The sequence below is a fragment of the Streptomyces sp. NK15101 genome, from assembly GCF_020400725.1.
In the GTDB taxonomy this organism is placed as follows: Bacteria; Actinomycetota; Actinomycetes; order Streptomycetales; family Streptomycetaceae; genus Streptomyces.
Genome location: NZ_JAINVG010000041.1, coordinates 57,351 through 72,597 on the forward strand (window position 1 = coordinate 57,351; position 15,247 = coordinate 72,597).

A 15,247-nucleotide genomic window follows, 5' to 3' on the forward strand; every position below is an offset into this window, starting at 1 on the left:
GCATCAGGGCAGTGGTGTCCCGCCCGTCGCGTTGACGATCTCCCCGGTGATGTAGCTCGCCCGGGGCGAGGCCAGGAAGACGTAGGCGGGAGCCATCTCCGCCGGCTGGGCCGGCCGTCCCAGGGGCGACTGTTCGCCGAAGTGCTTCGTCTCGGGCATGGTCGCGGGGATCAGCGGGGTCCACACGGGCCCGGGGGCGACCGCGTTCACGCGGATGCCCCGTTCCGCGAGCATCTGTGCGAGGCCGTGGGTGAAGGAGATGATGGCCGACTTCGTCATCGCGTAGTCGAGGAGATGAGGGCTGGGCTGGTAGCCCTGGACGGACGTGGTGTTGATGACGCATCCGCCGCGCGGCATGTGGGCCAGGGCCCGGCGGGTGAGCCAGAACATGCCGTACAGGTTGGTCTTCATCACCCGGTCGAACTGCTCCGTGGTGATCGCCTCGATGCCGTCGGGCTGTGACATCTGGTACGCGGCGTTGTTGACGAGGAGGTCGACGCGGCCGAATTCGCCCACCGTGCGGTCGACCAGCTCGGCGCACTGCCGCTCGTCCCGGATGTCGCACGGCACGGCGACGGCGGTGCGGCCCGCTTCGCGGACCAGGCGGGCGGTCTCCTCGGCGTCGGCCTCCTCTTCGGGCAGATGCGTGAACACGACGTCCGCGCCTTCCCGCGCGAACGCCAGGCACACGGCCCTGCCGATGCCGGAGTCGCCGCCGGTGACGATCGCCGCCCTGTCGGTCAGCAGGTGGTGGCCCTCGTAGGAATCCTCGCCGTGGTCGGGCCGCGGGTCCATGGCCTCGGTCGAGCCGGGGTGCTGCTGGTGCTGGTCGGGCTGGGGCGGAGTGGGGTGGTGGGTGGAAGGATCGGGGACGGCGGGGGCTTCCCGGTCGGACATCGCGAGTCCCTTCGTACGTTCACGGTCACGGTTTCGGCATCGGTCGCGGGCTCGGCCGCGGTTGCGGTCGCGGGCCCGAGGTCAGGAGGCGGGGTACGGAGCACCCCGGAGGAGCCGGGCGAGGTGGGCGGTGTTGGCGGCGAGGGTCGCCGTCGTGGCCTCGGTCTTCTCGGGGGTCTTGTCCAGGTCCTGGTAGTCCGTGCCCTGCATGGCTTCGCCGACCCAGTAGGTGACGGCATTGGGGGCGAGGGAGAAGCCCACGTCGTCGAGGCCCTGGAAGAGATCGGCGCTGACCTTGTGGGCGCCGTCCTCGTTGCCGACGACACAGACGGCGGCGACCTTCCCGTAGGTGAGCATGCGGCCCTCGTCGTCGGACTCCGAGAGCTCGGCGTCCAGGCGTTCGAGGACCCGCTGGGCCAGGCTGGAGGGGTGTCCGAGCCAGATCGGGGTGGACAGGATCAGGATGTCGGCGTCCAGGACGGCGGAACGGATGGCCGGCCATTCGTCGCCTCCGCCCATGTCGGTCTTCACACCGGGCTTCACGTCGTGGTCGGCGATCCGGATGGTCCTTCCCGTGACTCCGTGGTCGGCGAGCGCGTCCAGCACCTGCTCCGCCAGCAGCTGGGAGCTGGAGGCGGCGGGGGAAGGGGACAGCGTGCACACGAGCGCGACGGCGCGGAGCGTGGCCTTGTCGTTGGCAGTCATACCCCCCGGCTACCCGCACGGCGGGAACGAATCCTACCCATCCCCCACCAATGCCCCGTACGGATGTACGCGGCCCCGGCGGAAGCCGTCAATCGGCCCGTGAGGCGGTGCGCAGCAGGAGCACGGCGATGTCGTCGGTGTAGTGGGCGGTGGGTCGGGCCCGGCGCAGGAGGGTGTCGATCAGCCGGTCGAGGTCCTGTCCGCCGTGCTCGGCGAGGTGGAGGGCCAGGTCTCCGGCGATCAGGTCCGGATCCACGCCGGGCGCTTCGACGAGGCCGTCGGTGTAGAAGGCGAGCGTCGTGCCGGGGCTGAGGGACAGCGTGGTGGCGGGGTAGGAGAGGCCGAGGTCGATGCCCAGCAGCGGGCCGGGATCGATCTCCACCACACGGGCCGGCCGGCCGGGAGAGTGCAGCAGCGGGGGCGGGTGGCCAGCGCTGGCCAGGACGGCTTCCCGGCGGGCGAGGTCGAGGTGCGCGTACGCGCAGGAGACGAGGAGATCGGTTTCGAGGTCGGCCAGGACGTGGTTGATGCGGGCGAGGACCTGCCCGGGCGGCCCCCCGGCGGTGGCGTGGACGGCGGTGCGGACCTGCCCCATGAGGGCGGCGGCCGCCGCGCTGTGGCCCTGGACGTCGCCGATCACCGCCGCGGCGGTGGTGCCGTCGAGGCGGATGACGTCGTAGAAGTCGCCTCCGATGTCCATCCCGTGACTGGCCGGGAGGTAGCGGGCCGCCGTGTCCAGGCCGGGCAGGGCGGGCAGCCGGTGCGGCAGGAGGGCCTGCTGCAGGCCGTGGGCGAGGTCCCGGGCGGCGTCGTAGAGACGGGCACGGTCCAGGGCCTGGGCGATCAGCCCGGCGAGGGAGGTCAGGACGGCCCGCTCGTCGGCGCTGAATTCATGGGGCCGGTCGTAGGAGAGGATGCAGCAGCCGACGGGCCGGCCGGAGACGATCAGCGGCAGGAACGCCCAGGCCTGTTTGTCGCTGATCTGCGGCGCCCCGGGGTGGCGCCGCGCCATCTCGGCCGGGTCGGCGAAGAACGACGGGACTCCGTCGGCCAGGACCTGTCCGGCAGGCGTGAGGTCCGTGTCGAGCGGCAGGCCGTCCAGCCGGTCGATCGTCTCCCGGGCGTATCCGTGGTGCCCGATGATCCTGAGCCGTCCGGCGTCGGCGGCGGACAGCACCAGAGCGTCGGCGCCGAAGGCGGGCAGCACCTGGTCGGCGACGAGCTCGACGACGTCGCGGACGGCCACCGTCTCGGTCAGGGCCGCCGCCAGGTGGACCAGCTGGTAGAGGCGCCCGGCCTGCGCCGCACCCGGCCGGGCGGAGCCGGAAGGGGCGGGCCTGTCCGCCTCGGCGGCCGACTGCCCGCCGAGCTCGGCCGCGTCGGCGCGGGTGACGCGGACGCTGATGCCGCTGGCGTCCGGGTAGAGCTGGAAGCGCAGCCACGTGGACGGGGGGCGCAAGGACGTGAAGGCGACGGGATCACGGCTGATGACTGCGGTGCGGTAGTGGTCCTCGGCCACCGCGTCGTCCAGCCAGGGCAGGGACTGCCACGGCCGGGTGCCCAGCAGCCGCCCGGCTTCGAGGCCGAGCAGCGACGCCGCCTCCGCGGTCAGGAAGGTGATCCGGCCCTCCAGGTCCATGCCGAGGGCCCCCTCGGGCAGCCGCTCGACGTAGTCCGCGGCGGCCTGGGACTGCCGGTCGCCGTACGAGCGGCCGGCCGGGCCGACCGGGACGAGGCGGGGTTGATCGGGAACGGAGGGCGGCACGGTGGCCTCGTCCAGGACGCGGGCCATGCGCCGGGCGGCGGACGCGATGTGGCCGCGCTCGCGGCGGGAGGCGTGGGCGGGGTGACTGGCGGGCCAGAGGAGGAAGAACCCTCCCCGACAGCGGTCGCGCCCGGCCAGCGGGGCCGCGGCGAGGGCGAACCGGTACGGCAGGGCGGCGGCGGCGCGGGGATAGGTGCGGACCATGTCGTCCTGGGAGCCCACCCACACCAGGCGGTTCTCGCGGACCGCGTCGCTCACCGGGACGGGCGCGCTCAGCGGCACCCGTTGCCACGGCCACGCGACTTCCAGGGGCACGCCGCAGAGCGCCGTCATGCCCAGGATCCGGGTGGCCTCGTCGAGCAGGTAGACGGCTCCGGCGGAGGCCCCGGTCCGCCGGACCGTGTCGGCCAGCGTCTCGTCCAGCAGCCGGGCCCCGTCCGGATCCCCGGGTCCGCCCATTCGCCGCACCTCGCCTTCTCCGCCCGTACCCCGCGACGTGTCCGAGCGGTTGCGCGGGTGCCGGCCGTCACGACCGTCGGGCGGACGAGAACGTCCCGCCACGCCCGTATATCGACCATACGCCCGGAATATCGTGATGCCGGATCGCCGCTCCGGGCGACGGCGGGTGCCGGCACGTCCGCCGCCCGGTCTCCGCGCCGGCCGCCGGGCCTCGCGTCAGAGCAGGTCCCGGCGCTCGTCGTCGGTCACGGTGGGAGCGACCGGGGGGACGACCATGCGGCGCCGGCGCAGGATGCTCGTGTACACGGCCGTGCCGATGATGCCGACGGCCATGAGGATCAGCCCCACCAGGTCGAGGTCGACCCCGTCGAGCTCCCAGTCGGACGCGAAGGTCAGTATGGCGCCGACGGCGATCAGGATGATGCAGGCTCCGAGACCCATGTCTTCCTCCCTTGTCGGGTCGGATGTGGCTCGCGTACCCCGGTCCGGGACTCTCACCCCCGTGCGGCACCAGGACCGGCCGTGCGGCGGGGTCGCCGCCGGACGCGTCCCGGCACAGCAGGTCCGAGCCTGCGGTGACCCCCAGGTGATCAGCAGGGGGTCCGCGCCGTCGGGTTCGGGGGACTTCTTCTCCCGCGCCCAGACGCCCTCGGCGTCGACCGTCTCCACCCGACGGTGCCCGGCACCGGGGCCCTGCTGTGGGGTGATGCGTTCCGCCCGCGTTCCCCCTGCTTGAATGCCAGAGTGCTCGAACTGGTGTTTTTCGTGGCCGCCGCAGCCCTCGTCGGGTGGATGATGAGCCGGAAGCAGCGGCAGAGGTCCACCGCGACGGCCGACGGGGAGCCGGCCGGGGTGCCTTGCATGCTCAAGTGGTCCGCTCAGGGCTCTCGATGGAGGGCCGGGCGCCTGCTGATCGGTGCCGGTCCCCTCGTCTGGAAGCCCTCCCTGGGCAGGCGGGAAGCCGCCCTGCCGGCCGATCTGCGTCAGACCGGGGTGCGCTCGCCCTCACTCCGTGAAGCGGTGGCAATCAATCCGGGATCCCGGATCGTGGAGTGCGAATCGTCCGACGGACAGGTCCTGATCGCGGTCATGCCCGGCGACCTGGACCACGTGGTCAAGTTTCTGGAGCGGGCGTAGCCTGCCGCCCGTGCCGGAAAGGCGAGGGCTTCACCGCCGTCCGGCCGCTCTTGGGCTGCCGGGGTTCGGACCGGGCACCGGGGCGCCCCCGGCAAGCCGCGAGGGCTCGGCGACAGCCGCTCCATGCGGCGCCGAGCCGAGGAGGCCGATTTATGGCCGAGGGGCGACCCGCGCGGGGAAGCGCCTCCGGCGGAGGATCACCCCGTGCTCGCGTCAAGCCGTGCCGGCCGCGGAAGCGTCAGGAGGCACCACATCGGGCGTGGGGGCGCCGTCGCCGTCCATGGCGATGCGGAAGAGGCGGTAAGTGCCCGTCAGCTCGAACAGCCGGCGGATCTGACTGGGCAGCGGTCCGACGAGGACGAGCCGGGGAGCCTTGCGGTGTGCCCGGACGAGTTCGTGCAGAAACGTGGAGTCGCCGAAGACGACGTCGGCGAGGTCGAGCAGGATGCGCTCGGCATGGGCCTGCTCGGCAGCGGCCAGGGCGTCACGCAGGCAGTCGATCGTGTCGACGTCGAATTCCCCGCTCGCACTGAGCAGCCACGTGGCCGACGAGCCGGTGTTCTCGCGTCGCACCCGGGCATGGCCGGACTTCGCTCCGTAGACCGCACGCGGGAGGCCGCCGCCCACCGTGGGGACCGCACCCGGATCGGGGGCGCTCCGTCCGGCTCCGGTCTTCCGGTTCCCGGTCATGGAACTCACCGCCTTCGGATCGGCAGGCAAGGTCAGGGAGGGGAAGGGGCGTCGGGAGGCGGCGGCAGGCCGGCGAACAGGTCCAGGAAGTCGGCGATCTCATACCGGGCCTCCGCGGGATGACGGAAGAGCGCGTGGCGGGCGACCTGGTAGTGGTTGCGCCGCCCGCGCCGGGAACGGGTCAGGTAACCGGCACCCTCCAGATCGTTCACGATGGCCTGCACGGCCCGCTCGGTCACGCCGCACCCCACGGCGAGATCACGCAGACGCACCTCGGCGTCGCGCGAGATCATGACAAGCACCCGGGCGTGATGGGTCAGGAACGTCCAGCTCGTCCGTGGCGCACGCCGCTGCTCCGACACGCATCCATTATGAACCGTGATTCCGGTTTTGCCATACCTGATTCCGTCTTCCGATACGCCCCGGATCCCTTCCCGCCGACGGCGGCGCCTCACAGGACGTGGGCCTAGGAGCCGGGAGGCGGGAGCAGGGGGCCGAGGGGGCCGAGGTCGAGGTTGAGGTCGTCCAGGCTGAAGCCGTGCTGGGCGCACAGTTCGGTCATGCGGTCGTGGAGGGCCAGCAGGGTCGCGCCGAGTTCCTCCTCCTGGCTCTCGGTGAGGCCGCCGGCGTCGACACGGCGCAGGGCCTGCCGCTCGATGAGCTGGCGGAGGAGTTCGACCACGGTCAGGACCAGCTTGACCAGGTCCTCCTCGACCGTGTCCGAGCCGGTGCGGATCCGCCGCGCGGGCGGCTGCCGGGCGGCGGCGCCGGTGTCGGCCGGCAGCGCGGGCAGGAGCCGTACGGCATCGGCCATCGCCTCGCCGACGGCCCGCACGTCGGGCGTTTCACGGCTCATCGGGCCCACCTCCGTCCCGCCAAACCGGCCGTAGGACTCCGGTGTCGGTCTCGGTGACGGAGCTGACGAGGGCGCGGAGGGAGATCCTGACGAGGTCGATGTCCGCGATGGACAGGACGATGTCGCCGGTGATGACGACGCCGCCGGCGAGCAGTCGGTCGAGGAGGTCGACGAGTGCGACCTGCCGGCCCGGCAGGGCGGGCTCGTTGCGGTCAGCGGGGCTCATGGGCGGGACCGGGCGGGGGCTCGGGGGTCGGAAACCCTGGAGTCGGGGACTCAGGGGGCGGGGGAAGGGCGGTGAACGAGTACGGGGCCCAGGGACCGGTCATTTCGAGCAGGATTCCGGGGAGGTCCTCCGCCGCGGCCTGGATCGCCCTGCGGAAGGCGTCGGCTTCGGCGTCGGGCACCAGGAAGGCGGCGTTGACCACGTTCTCCCCGACCGAAGCGGCGGTCAGGGGGCCGCTCTGCGGTGGATGGGCGACGTGCTCGGCCGCGTGCTGCCGGGCGATCCCGGTGATCCGGTCGGCCGCCGTCCTGGCCTGCCGGTAGTGGTCCTCGTGGGCGTCGCGCTGCGCCCGGCGGGCCTGCAGGTAGGCCTTGCCGGGACCGGCGGACGGAGCGGCCGCCCCGGTGTCCGGGGCGGTGGTCGCGGGGCGTACGTAGATCTTGACGCCGTACTCGGTGTGGGCGGCGAGCCGGGCCAGCTGGGTGGCGAACTCCTGGCTCTGGGGCTGCAGGGCCCGCAGGGCGCGGGTGTGGTCCTGGTAGAGGGTGGCCATGCGCAGGGGCAGGACGGTGGTGCGGGCGGCGAGGGTCTCGATGACGCGGTGGTGGGCGCGCGCGGTCTCCTCCAGCCAGCGCAGGTCCTCGAAGCGGGCGGGGAGCACCTCCTCCTCGAAGTCGGCGCGGGGGACGTCGCTGATGGCGAAGGCGACCGGCCCGGCATCGTCGGGGACGGGGGTGAGGAGGGTGACCCTGCTGCCGGCCACCCCGGTGAGGGTGGGCAGGACGTCGTCCAGGGCCGGCGTCGGGGGCGTGACGGCGTAGACGTAGGTGAGCGTCGCCGCGGCGGGTCCGTTCATGTCCCGGTCCTCCGCTTCGTCGTGCGGCGGGCCGGGCGTGCCTCGCCCTCGGTCTCCTCCTCGCCGGTCTCCTCCTCGCCGCCGACCGCGTCGGGGGCCGGACCGGACCCGGCCGCGAGGCCGTCGCGGCGCAGCCGCTCGATCTCCTCCCGCAGGCGCCGGTTCTCGGCGGCGAGCGAGGTGTCGTCGCGCCGGGAGGAGTCGAGACGGGACGGATCGTGGCGGGAGGAGAGGGACGGATCGTGCTCCCACCAGTCGATGCCCATCTCCTTGGCCTTGTCCACGGAGGCGATCAGGATGCGCAGTTTGATGGTGAGGAGTTCGATGTCGAGCAGGTTGATGCGGATGTCGCCGGCGATGACGATGCCCTTGTCCAGGACCCGCTCGAGGATGTCGGCGAGACTGCTTGCGGAGCTCGGCGGATAACCGGCCATCGGCGGATCGGCACCGAACCTGCGGGCGAGGTGGTCGGTCACGAAGGTTCGCCTCCCATTGTCTGCCGTCGCCCCGCCCGTCGGTCCGGTCCTGCCGGACGGCCGCGGTCACGGAACTCGAATCGGGGTCGCCCGGTCAGCGGCCGCCCCTGCGGTACCTGTCGATCTCCTCGAGACGGTCGATCAGCAGGTCTTCCTCGCGGTCGAAGGTCTCCTCGTCGATCTCGCCCGCCGTCAGTCGGCGTTCCAGTTCGGCGAGCCGGGCCAGGACCGGTGCCGGGTCGTAGTACTCGGCCTCCGCCTTCTCCGCGACGCGCTGGGCGGCCCACACCGCGGTGCGGACCGGGGCCAGCGGCAGAGTGACGAGTTTTCCCAGCAGGCCCATCGCGCTTCCTCCTCCCTCGCTCCCTCCGGGCGGTCGCCGGCGGGCCCTACGACATGAAGCTGTAGGGAGGCAGCGGCCCGGTCAGCCGGACCTCGACGCCGTCGCCGCGGTCCCCCGCGTGTTCGCGGAGGGTCTTCAGAGCGCCCTCGTCGTCCTGTCGGACGAGCAGGGACAGGGCGAGGAAGTCGTCGCCGCCGACGGGGTGGACGACGTACTCCCGTCCCAGGGATGCCAGGGACCCGATCAGCTCCTCGGCCGCGTTCGCGCGGCGCTGCTCGACCTCTTCGGCGACCATGCGTCCGAGTTCCACGGGCAGCCGGGGATCCTCGGAGCCCTGGCGGATCTCCTCGTTGAGCCGACGCGCCTCGGGCAGGTCCTCGAGGATCTCCCGGAGGAGGAGGTCCTCCGCCCGGGAGGCCTTCACGTGGTACTCGGCGCAGTCGGCGACGCGCTCCAGTTCCGCACGGTAGAAGTCCTCCTTCTCGTCGAGCACCCGCAGGACGGCGTCGTCGTCGGGGGCGGTGTAGCCGAACCGCAGCGGCAGCTGGGTCCCGTCCGCGATCAGGCGGTCCTGGACCGCCTGGTGGGCGACCACGTCCCGCCGCTTCGGACGGATCTCCCCCTCGATGTCGCTCACCACGGCGCGCAGCGCCTCCGTGGACAGGACCCGCACCGCCGCCCCCTCGGATCCGACCCCCGTCATTCCCTCGACCCGGCAGGGGTGCTCGCGCGTGGTCACCGCGTAGACGTAGACGGCCATGGTCATTCCCTCTCGCGTCGCGCCGTCCGCCGCACCGGCTTCCGGCGCCGAGGAGCCTCCTGCTCCTCTTCGTCACCCTCGTCCTCGTCCTCGTCCCCCCGGCCGGACAGCGACTGGGTGACGGCCTCCATCGCACCGCTGAGGGCGCCCTTGGTCTTGCCCTTGCTGCCGCCCTCCACCATCTTGTCCATCATGTCCGGCAGCTGGGTGGGCGCCTTGCGGCCGGATTCCAGGTCGAGGCGGTTGCACGCCTCCGCGAAGCGGAGGTACGTGTCGACGCTGGCCACGACCACCCGGACGTCGATCTTGAGGATCTCGATTCCGACCAGGGAGACGCGTACGAACGCGTCGATGACCAGCCCGCGGTCGAGGATGAGTTCCAGGACGTCGTAGAGGCTGCTCGTACCCCCTTGGCCGCCGCGGGCGGGGCTTCCGCTGGCTCCCTGCGGCATCACGGTCATGGCGTTTCCCTTCGCGGTCCGGCCGTCTCAGCGGCCGGGCCGGTCGATCATGCCCCGGCTGTACCGCCGGGTGCGTTCGTAGGAGATCAGCTCGCCGGACGCGTCCAGCTCGACCCGGTAGCTGCCCATGACGCTGGTGGTATCCGGGATGCGTTCGAGCTCGACCACCTCCACCACCGCCTCCCAGCCCTCGTCCGTGGGCTGCAGGGAGGACACCGACTCCGGGGGCCTGCCGAGCAGCTCCGAGAGCTGCTCGGCCGCGGCCCGCAGCGCCGCCGCCGCGCCCTGTCTGCGGGAGCCGGCCGCCTTGCGCGCGGGCCTGGTGGGCCGTTGTGTGTCGTCGTCCCGTGCGGGGCGGCGTCGGCGGCGTTCTGGTTCCGGTGTGGTCATCTGATTCCCTCGTGAACCGGACTTCCCCCTGACCCACACGTCTCCCCCCGGAGATCCGCCTCCACTCCACCTGAAAAGAATTTTCTTCACATATCGCCGCATATCCGGAGCCGTGTCGAGCACCCACCAGATGAGGCCCCGAGCGTCGGGGCCGACCGTCACCTGACGTCGACCACCCCTCACCCGGGAAGGACGAGGCTGATGGAGGACACGACCAAGATCGCCCTGGCAGCCGCCGTTGCGGGAGGCTACGTACTGGGGCGAGCGAAGAAGGGTCGCATGGCCCTGTCGCTCGCGACCTACATCGCGGGCCGCAAACTCGATCTCCAGCCCGGTCAGCTCCTGACACAGGGACTGCGGAAAATCGGGGAGATGCCCCAGACCGCCGAACTCGGCCAGCAGCTCCGCGGCGAAGCCCTCCAAGCGGGCCGCAAGGCCCTCACCGCGGCCGCCAACCGCCAGCTCTCCGGCCTGGCCGACTCCATCCACCAGCGCACGCTCGGCCTCAATCGCGGCGGCGAGGAGCCCGAGGAGGAGGGCGAGGAATACGAGGACGAGGAGCCGTACGAGGACGAGGACCTCGACGAGGAGCCCTACGAGGACGAGGAAGCGGGCCCGGACGAGGCACGGGGAGAGGAGGAAGAGGAAGAAGAGGAAGAGGAACCCTACGACGAGGAGGAGGAAGAAGAACCGGAGGAGGACCAGGAGCCCGAGGACGAGCAGGAGGACGAGGCGCCCCCGAAGCGGTCTCGCCGCGAGAGCTCACGGAGCTCCACGACGGGCCGCAGCGCCCCCGCCCGCCGCTCCGCGCCCCGCAAGAGCGCCGAGAAGAAGCCGGAACCGGCCGCCAGGAAGACCGCGGCGAAGAAGACCGCCTCGGCCGGGAGCCGGGGCACGGCGAAGAAGACCGCGCCGGCGAAGAAGACCGCGTCCTCACGCGGAGGCACCACGGCGAAGAAGGCACCGGCGAAGAAGACCACCTCCACCGGAAGCCGTACCGCGGCGAAGAAGACCGCCTCGTCCCGGCCACCCGCCAAGAAGGCGGCGGCGAAGAAGACCACGGCGAAGAAGGCCACCGCGCGCAAGTCGGCGGGCGGCGCCAGGAAGACCACGTCGGCGAAGAAGACGACGGCGCGCAAGCCGTCTACGCGGAGGTAGCACCATGGCCACCGATCGTGAACGCTCGGCGCCGAACTCCTCCTCCCCCATGGACCAGCTGTTCGAGGAAGTCGGCGACTACCTGCGGGCGCAGGCGGACCGCCTGGCCGACAAGGCCGTGGACAAAGTGGGGAACCTCACCGACCAGCTCTCCGAGGTGGCGGAGAACGGGGGATCGCTCGCCGGCATCGGCGGCCGTCTCCTCCAGGGCGACTCGCCCCTGAAGGCCGTCGCGGGCAACACCCTCGACAGCGTCAAGGACAAGGTCAAGGACATCGGCGGCGGGCTGCTCGGCAAAAAGGGAGGCAGGTCCCGCAAGAGCGGATCCAAACCGACGCACATCTGTGAGTCGATCGACATCGGCGTCCCGCTGCGCACCGCCTACGACCAGTGGACGCAGTACGAGGACTTCAGCACGTTCGCCAAGGGGGTGCGCAGTGTCTCCCAGGGCGACGACACCACCTCCGACTGGAAGGTCAAGGTCGGCCCGTCCACACGCAGCTGGAAGGCCAGCGTCCAGGAGCAGGTGCCGGACGAACGCATCATGTGGAGTTCCGACGGCCCCAAAGGCACCACGCGGGGATGTGTCAGCTTCCACGAACTGGCTCCGGCGCTCACCCGCGTGCTCGTGATCGTCGAGTACTACCCCTCCGGCCTCTTCGAGAAGACGGGCAACATCTGGCGCGCCCAGGGGAGGCGGCTGCGCCTGGACCTCAAGCACTTCGCCCGTCACGTGACCCTCTCCCAGGAGGAACCGGACGGCTGGCGGGGTGAGATCCGCGACGGCGAGGTGGTGCGCAGCCACGAGGAAGTCGTCGAGGAGGAGGAGTCCTCGCAGGACCAGGACCAGGACGAGGAGCCCTCGCAGGACGAGGAGGAGGAGTCCTCGCAGGACCAGCCGGAGGAGTACGAGGACGAGGAGTACGACGAGGAAGAGGGCGGAGAAGAGGAAGGGAACGACGGCGAGGACGAGGGGGAGTACGCATACGAGGACGAAGACGAAGAAGGTGAGTACCAAGGCGAAGAGGAGGACGACGGCGACTGGGAAGAGGAAGAGGGGGAAGAGGAGGAGGCCGGCGCCGGCAGCCGGGCGCGGCGCTGAAGAGCGAAGAGAAGGAGGCTGTCGCCCTCGACGGGCGACAGCCTCCTTCTTCACCGATTCACCGACTCCTTCGCCGGGCATTCAGTCCTTCATCGTGTCCTTGGCCTTCTGCCCGGTCTGCTTGGCGTCCGCAGCCGCCTGCTCGAGCTTGCCCTTGGCCTCCAGGCTCTCGTTGCCGACGGCCTTACCGGTGGTCTCCTTCACCTTGCCCTTCATTCCCTTTCCGACGTTCTTGGCCTTCTTTCCAGCGGCCATTCCTGTTCACCTCCGGCACTCTTCTCGACTTCTCGGATCCCCTGATCGGCTTTTCTCGGCCTGCCCCGGTTCAGGACGCCCCCAGAGGCGACCACGCCTCCAGCCGGAGCCGGCTCGGCAGCGCGGCCCGGAAGGCGGTGCGCACCATCCGGCCGGCCATCCACCGACCGCCGCGCACCGTCACCTTCATGCCCCACCTCGTCGTCCGGACGGCACCGCGGCACATCACGGCGCGCGGCGTCCAGTGGGCGAGCCCGCGGCGACGGCCCCACTTCCGACGATGCCATCTCCGGCCCACGGCGGCCTCACGAGCGCCTTCTGCCGAGCACGAGCCGGTAGATGATCAGGAGGATGAGGGATCCGACGATGGCGGCGATCCAGGTGGAAAGCTCGAAGAATCCGTCAACGGACTCGACGTCGAAAATGACCTTCCCGAGCCACCCTCCCAGGAGGGCGCCGGCGATTCCGATCAGTATCGTCACGATGCAGCCGCCGGGGTCCCGGCCCGGCATCAAGGCTTTCGCGATGATTCCGGCGAGCAGGCCCAGCAGGATCCAGCCGATGATTCCCATGGGGTTCCTCTTGTCAGGGCGCCAATCTTCTGTAATCCCTCTGCGCAGCCCAGCCGATGCCAAACATGGAAGCCGCATAAATCTGAAGCGTCAACGAATGCCCGGGAGCACCGCTAGCGGCGACCGGAGGGCGGGCCGCGCTCGTCCGCGTATCGCCGGCGTATCGAAAACCGCATACGCCACCGCAACCGCCCGCCGTCTCCAATGGGGGCATGAACCACGACGCGTCCCCGCCCGCACCGTCCCGCCGCACGCGCAGGACCGTGCTCCTCGGCCTGGCGGCCCTCGGCACGGCGAGCGCCCTGTTCCTCGTGCGGAGGCCGCTCCTGATGTCCGCGCCGAGGTGCCTGGCCGGGCGGTGGCACGGCTGTCTGGACACGTTCAACGGGGTCGTGCTCGTCACCCTGGCCGCACTGCCCCCGGCCGTTCTGGTGGCGTGGGCCCTGGCGCGCCGTCGGCGTGCCGCCGGTGTCGCGTCGGCGTGGCGGACGTCGCTGGCCGAGGTGGGGATGGTGCACGGGACTCTGCCGTTCCTGTGGATGACCATGATGCCGGGCGCCGGGGCCGGCACCGTCCCCGGCCGGCTGAGCCTGGTGCCACTGCGGGACCTGGTCACGATGGGGCCCCTCGGGATCGCCGGCAACCTGCTGGTCTTCGCGTCCCTGGGGTTCTTCGCGCCGGTGCGGTTCGGGGCGGTGGCGTCGGTGCCGAGGATCCTGGCGCTCGGGGCGGGCTGCTCGGTCCTGGTGGAGACCGCGCAGTACGTCCTGCGGCTCGACCGGGTGTCCTCCGTGGACGACGTCCTGGTCAACGCCGCCGGCGCCGTACTGGCCGCACTGGCGTCGCGCCGCTGGTGGCGCACTCCGGCGGCCGCTCCGGCGGAACGGCCCGGCCCCGCTCCGGCGCCGGTGGGCTGAGTCGCGGACCCGGCGGTCACGCGTCCCCGCATACGCCGACGATATGCGGGGGTGCCTAGGCTTCAGCCATGCGCGTACTGATCGTGGAGGACGAGCCCTACCTGGCCGAAGCCGTACGGGACGGTCTGCGGCTGGAGGCGATCGCCGCCGACATCGCCGGCGACGGCGACTCCGCCCTGGAGCTGCTCGGCGTCAACTCCTACGACCTCGCGGTCCTCGACCGGGACATCCCCGGCCCCTCCGGCGACGAGGTCGCCCGGCGCATCGTCGCCTCCGGCAGCGGCATCCCGATCCTCATGCTCACCGCCGCCGACCGCATAGACGACAAGGCCTCCGGCTTCGGGCTCGGCGCCGACGACTACCTCACCAAACCGTTCGAGCTGCGGGAGCTCGTCCTGCGGCTGCGGGCGCTGGACCGCAGGCGCGCGTACGCCCGGCCTCCGGTCCGCGAGATCGCGGGCCTGCGCGTCGATCCCTTCCGCCGGGAGGTCTTCCGCGACGGGCGTTACGTCGCGCTCACCCGCAAGCAGTTCGCCGTGCTGGAAGTCCTCGTCGCCGCCGAAGGCGGGGTCGTCAGCACCGAAGAGCTGCTGGCACGGGCCTGGGACGAGCACGCCGACCCCTTCACCAACGCCGTCCGCATCACCGTCTCCGCCTTGCGCAAACGGCTCGGCGAGCCGTGGATCATCGCCACGGTGCCGGGTGTCGGCTACCGCGTCGACGCGGGCGGCCCGCACCCCGGAAACGCGCATGCCTAGACGTCGGGGGCTCAGCGTCCGGCTGAAGCTCACCCTCAGCTACGCCGGGTTCCTCACCGTCGCCGGTGCTCTCCTGCTGGCCGTGGTCTGGGGGTTCCTGCTGCGTTACGTACCGGACAATTCACAGGGCCTTCTCGGGGTCTCGCCCAACCGCTACCTCCTGGTGCGCACCTTCGCCCCCGCCGCGGCCGTGGCGATGGCCTTCCTGTTCGTCTTCGGCCTGGTCGGAGGATGGCTCCTCGCCGGCCGGATGCTCGCGCCGCTCACGCGGATCACGGCCGCTGCACGGACCGCGGGGAGCGGATCGCTGTCCCACCGGATCCGCATGGAAGGCCGCCAGGACGAGTTCAGGGAACTCGCCGACACGTTCGACACCATGCTCGAACGGCTCGGGTCGCACGTCGCCGAGCAGCAGAGGTTCGCCGCGAACGCCTCCCACGAACTGCGCACCCCCCTGGCCGTCT

At 71.5% G+C, this 15,247-nt stretch carries 22 protein-coding genes; 6 read left to right on the top strand and 16 right to left on the bottom strand.

Translation table 11 applies throughout. The features are described 5' to 3' along the window. Positions 1 to 3: 3 nt before the first annotated feature. The 4 genes from K7G60_RS22210 to K7G60_RS22225 form a co-directional block, all read right to left on the bottom strand. Positions 4 to 897, bottom strand: coding sequence for a glucose 1-dehydrogenase (locus tag K7G60_RS22210; protein WP_225802688.1), 894 nt, complete (start codon positions 895 to 897; stop codon positions 4 to 6). A gap of 81 nt (positions 898 to 978) precedes the next feature. Then, positions 979 to 1,602: a flavodoxin family protein gene (locus K7G60_RS22215; RefSeq protein ID WP_225802689.1), complete on the bottom strand. Its 624-nt coding sequence runs from the start codon at positions 1,600 to 1,602 to the stop codon at positions 979 to 981. A gap of 88 nt (positions 1,603 to 1,690) precedes the next feature. After that, the gene (locus tag K7G60_RS22220) at positions 1,691 to 3,826 is read right to left on the bottom strand and encodes a PP2C family protein-serine/threonine phosphatase (RefSeq protein WP_225802690.1); all 2,136 of its coding nucleotides are present in this window, start codon (positions 3,824 to 3,826) and stop codon (positions 1,691 to 1,693) included. 216 nt (positions 3,827 to 4,042) lie between these two features. After that, the gene (locus K7G60_RS22225; protein ID WP_225802691.1) at positions 4,043 to 4,267 is read right to left on the bottom strand and encodes a DUF6458 family protein; all 225 of its coding nucleotides are present in this window, start codon (positions 4,265 to 4,267) and stop codon (positions 4,043 to 4,045) included. Between the two features lie 303 nt (positions 4,268 to 4,570). Between K7G60_RS22225 and K7G60_RS22230 the strand changes: the two genes are divergently transcribed. Then, on the top strand, positions 4,571 to 4,963 hold the full coding sequence (locus K7G60_RS22230) for a hypothetical protein (protein ID WP_225802692.1): 393 nt from the start codon (positions 4,571 to 4,573) through the stop codon (positions 4,961 to 4,963). Between the two features lie 213 nt (positions 4,964 to 5,176). Here the strand turns inward: K7G60_RS22230 and K7G60_RS22235 are convergent, their stop codons facing one another. The 10 genes from K7G60_RS22235 to K7G60_RS22280 form a co-directional block, all read right to left on the bottom strand. After that, positions 5,177 to 5,653, bottom strand: coding sequence for an STAS domain-containing protein (locus tag K7G60_RS22235; protein WP_225802693.1), 477 nt, complete (start codon positions 5,651 to 5,653; stop codon positions 5,177 to 5,179). A gap of 32 nt (positions 5,654 to 5,685) precedes the next feature. After that, entirely contained in the window at positions 5,686 to 6,015 is a 330-nt protein-coding gene (locus K7G60_RS22240; protein ID WP_225802694.1) for a helix-turn-helix domain-containing protein, read from the bottom strand. 104 nt (positions 6,016 to 6,119) lie between these two features. Beyond that, the gene (locus tag K7G60_RS22245) at positions 6,120 to 6,509 is read right to left on the bottom strand and encodes a gas vesicle protein K (protein ID WP_225802695.1); all 390 of its coding nucleotides are present in this window, start codon (positions 6,507 to 6,509) and stop codon (positions 6,120 to 6,122) included. Then, positions 6,499 to 6,735 (bottom strand): gas vesicle protein, encoded by a 237-nt coding sequence (locus K7G60_RS22250; RefSeq protein WP_225802696.1) that lies wholly within the window; start codon positions 6,733 to 6,735, stop codon positions 6,499 to 6,501. The genes K7G60_RS22245 and K7G60_RS22250 overlap by 11 nt, the downstream gene beginning before the upstream one ends. Beyond that, positions 6,722 to 7,591, bottom strand: coding sequence for a GvpL/GvpF family gas vesicle protein (locus K7G60_RS22255; protein ID WP_225802697.1), 870 nt, complete (start codon positions 7,589 to 7,591; stop codon positions 6,722 to 6,724). Before K7G60_RS22255 ends, K7G60_RS22250 begins: the two co-directional genes overlap by 14 nt. Further along, entirely contained in the window at positions 7,588 to 8,067 is a 480-nt protein-coding gene (locus K7G60_RS22260; RefSeq protein ID WP_374115661.1) for a gas vesicle protein, read from the bottom strand. Before K7G60_RS22260 ends, K7G60_RS22255 begins: the two co-directional genes overlap by 4 nt. 94 nt (positions 8,068 to 8,161) lie before the next feature. Then, positions 8,162 to 8,410, bottom strand: a complete 249-nt coding sequence (locus K7G60_RS22265; protein WP_225802698.1) for a gas vesicle protein GvpG — start codon at positions 8,408 to 8,410, stop codon at positions 8,162 to 8,164. Between the two features lie 46 nt (positions 8,411 to 8,456). After that, the gene (locus K7G60_RS22270; protein ID WP_225802699.1) at positions 8,457 to 9,170 is read right to left on the bottom strand and encodes a GvpL/GvpF family gas vesicle protein; all 714 of its coding nucleotides are present in this window, start codon (positions 9,168 to 9,170) and stop codon (positions 8,457 to 8,459) included. A 2-nt stretch (positions 9,171 to 9,172) separates the two neighbouring features. Then, a complete protein-coding gene (locus tag K7G60_RS22275; protein ID WP_225802700.1) occupies positions 9,173 to 9,631 on the bottom strand; it encodes a gas vesicle structural protein GvpA in 459 nt (152 codons plus the stop codon). Between the two features lie 27 nt (positions 9,632 to 9,658). Next, positions 9,659 to 10,021, bottom strand: coding sequence for a gas vesicle protein (locus K7G60_RS22280; RefSeq protein ID WP_225802701.1), 363 nt, complete (start codon positions 10,019 to 10,021; stop codon positions 9,659 to 9,661). Positions 10,022 to 10,222: 201 nt separating this feature from the next. Between K7G60_RS22280 and K7G60_RS22285 the strand changes: the two genes are divergently transcribed. Both K7G60_RS22285 and K7G60_RS22290 read left to right on the top strand, forming a co-directional pair. Continuing rightward, positions 10,223 to 11,179 (top strand): histone protein, encoded by a 957-nt coding sequence (locus K7G60_RS22285; protein WP_225802702.1) that lies wholly within the window; start codon positions 10,223 to 10,225, stop codon positions 11,177 to 11,179. Positions 11,180 to 11,183: 4 nt separating this feature from the next. Next, on the top strand, positions 11,184 to 12,281 hold the full coding sequence (locus K7G60_RS22290; RefSeq protein ID WP_225802703.1) for an SRPBCC family protein: 1,098 nt from the start codon (positions 11,184 to 11,186) through the stop codon (positions 12,279 to 12,281). 81 nt (positions 12,282 to 12,362) lie between these two features. Here K7G60_RS22290 and K7G60_RS22295 read toward each other — a convergent pair whose 3' ends face one another. Together K7G60_RS22295 and K7G60_RS22300 are read right to left on the bottom strand one after the other, a co-directional pair. Then, entirely contained in the window at positions 12,363 to 12,536 is a 174-nt protein-coding gene (locus K7G60_RS22295) for a CsbD family protein (protein ID WP_225802704.1), read from the bottom strand. 305 nt (positions 12,537 to 12,841) lie between these two features. Next, positions 12,842 to 13,108 carry a GlsB/YeaQ/YmgE family stress response membrane protein gene (locus K7G60_RS22300; protein ID WP_225802705.1) on the bottom strand — a complete coding sequence of 89 codons (267 nt, stop codon included), beginning with the start codon at positions 13,106 to 13,108 and terminating at the stop codon, positions 12,842 to 12,844. A 212-nt stretch (positions 13,109 to 13,320) separates the two neighbouring features. On the opposite strand from K7G60_RS22300, the gene K7G60_RS22305 reads away from it, so the two are divergent. The 3 genes from K7G60_RS22305 to K7G60_RS22315 form a co-directional block, all read left to right on the top strand. Beyond that, positions 13,321 to 14,025 carry a VanZ family protein gene (locus K7G60_RS22305; RefSeq protein WP_225802706.1) on the top strand — a complete coding sequence of 235 codons (705 nt, stop codon included), beginning with the start codon at positions 13,321 to 13,323 and terminating at the stop codon, positions 14,023 to 14,025. Between the two features lie 68 nt (positions 14,026 to 14,093). Continuing rightward, entirely contained in the window at positions 14,094 to 14,783 is a 690-nt protein-coding gene (locus tag K7G60_RS22310; RefSeq protein WP_225802707.1) for a response regulator transcription factor, read from the top strand. Beyond that, positions 14,776 to 15,247, top strand: a 472-nt coding sequence (locus tag K7G60_RS22315) for a HAMP domain-containing protein (protein WP_225802708.1), incomplete at its 3' end; no start/stop codon positions are given. The genes K7G60_RS22310 and K7G60_RS22315, both read left to right, overlap by 8 nt.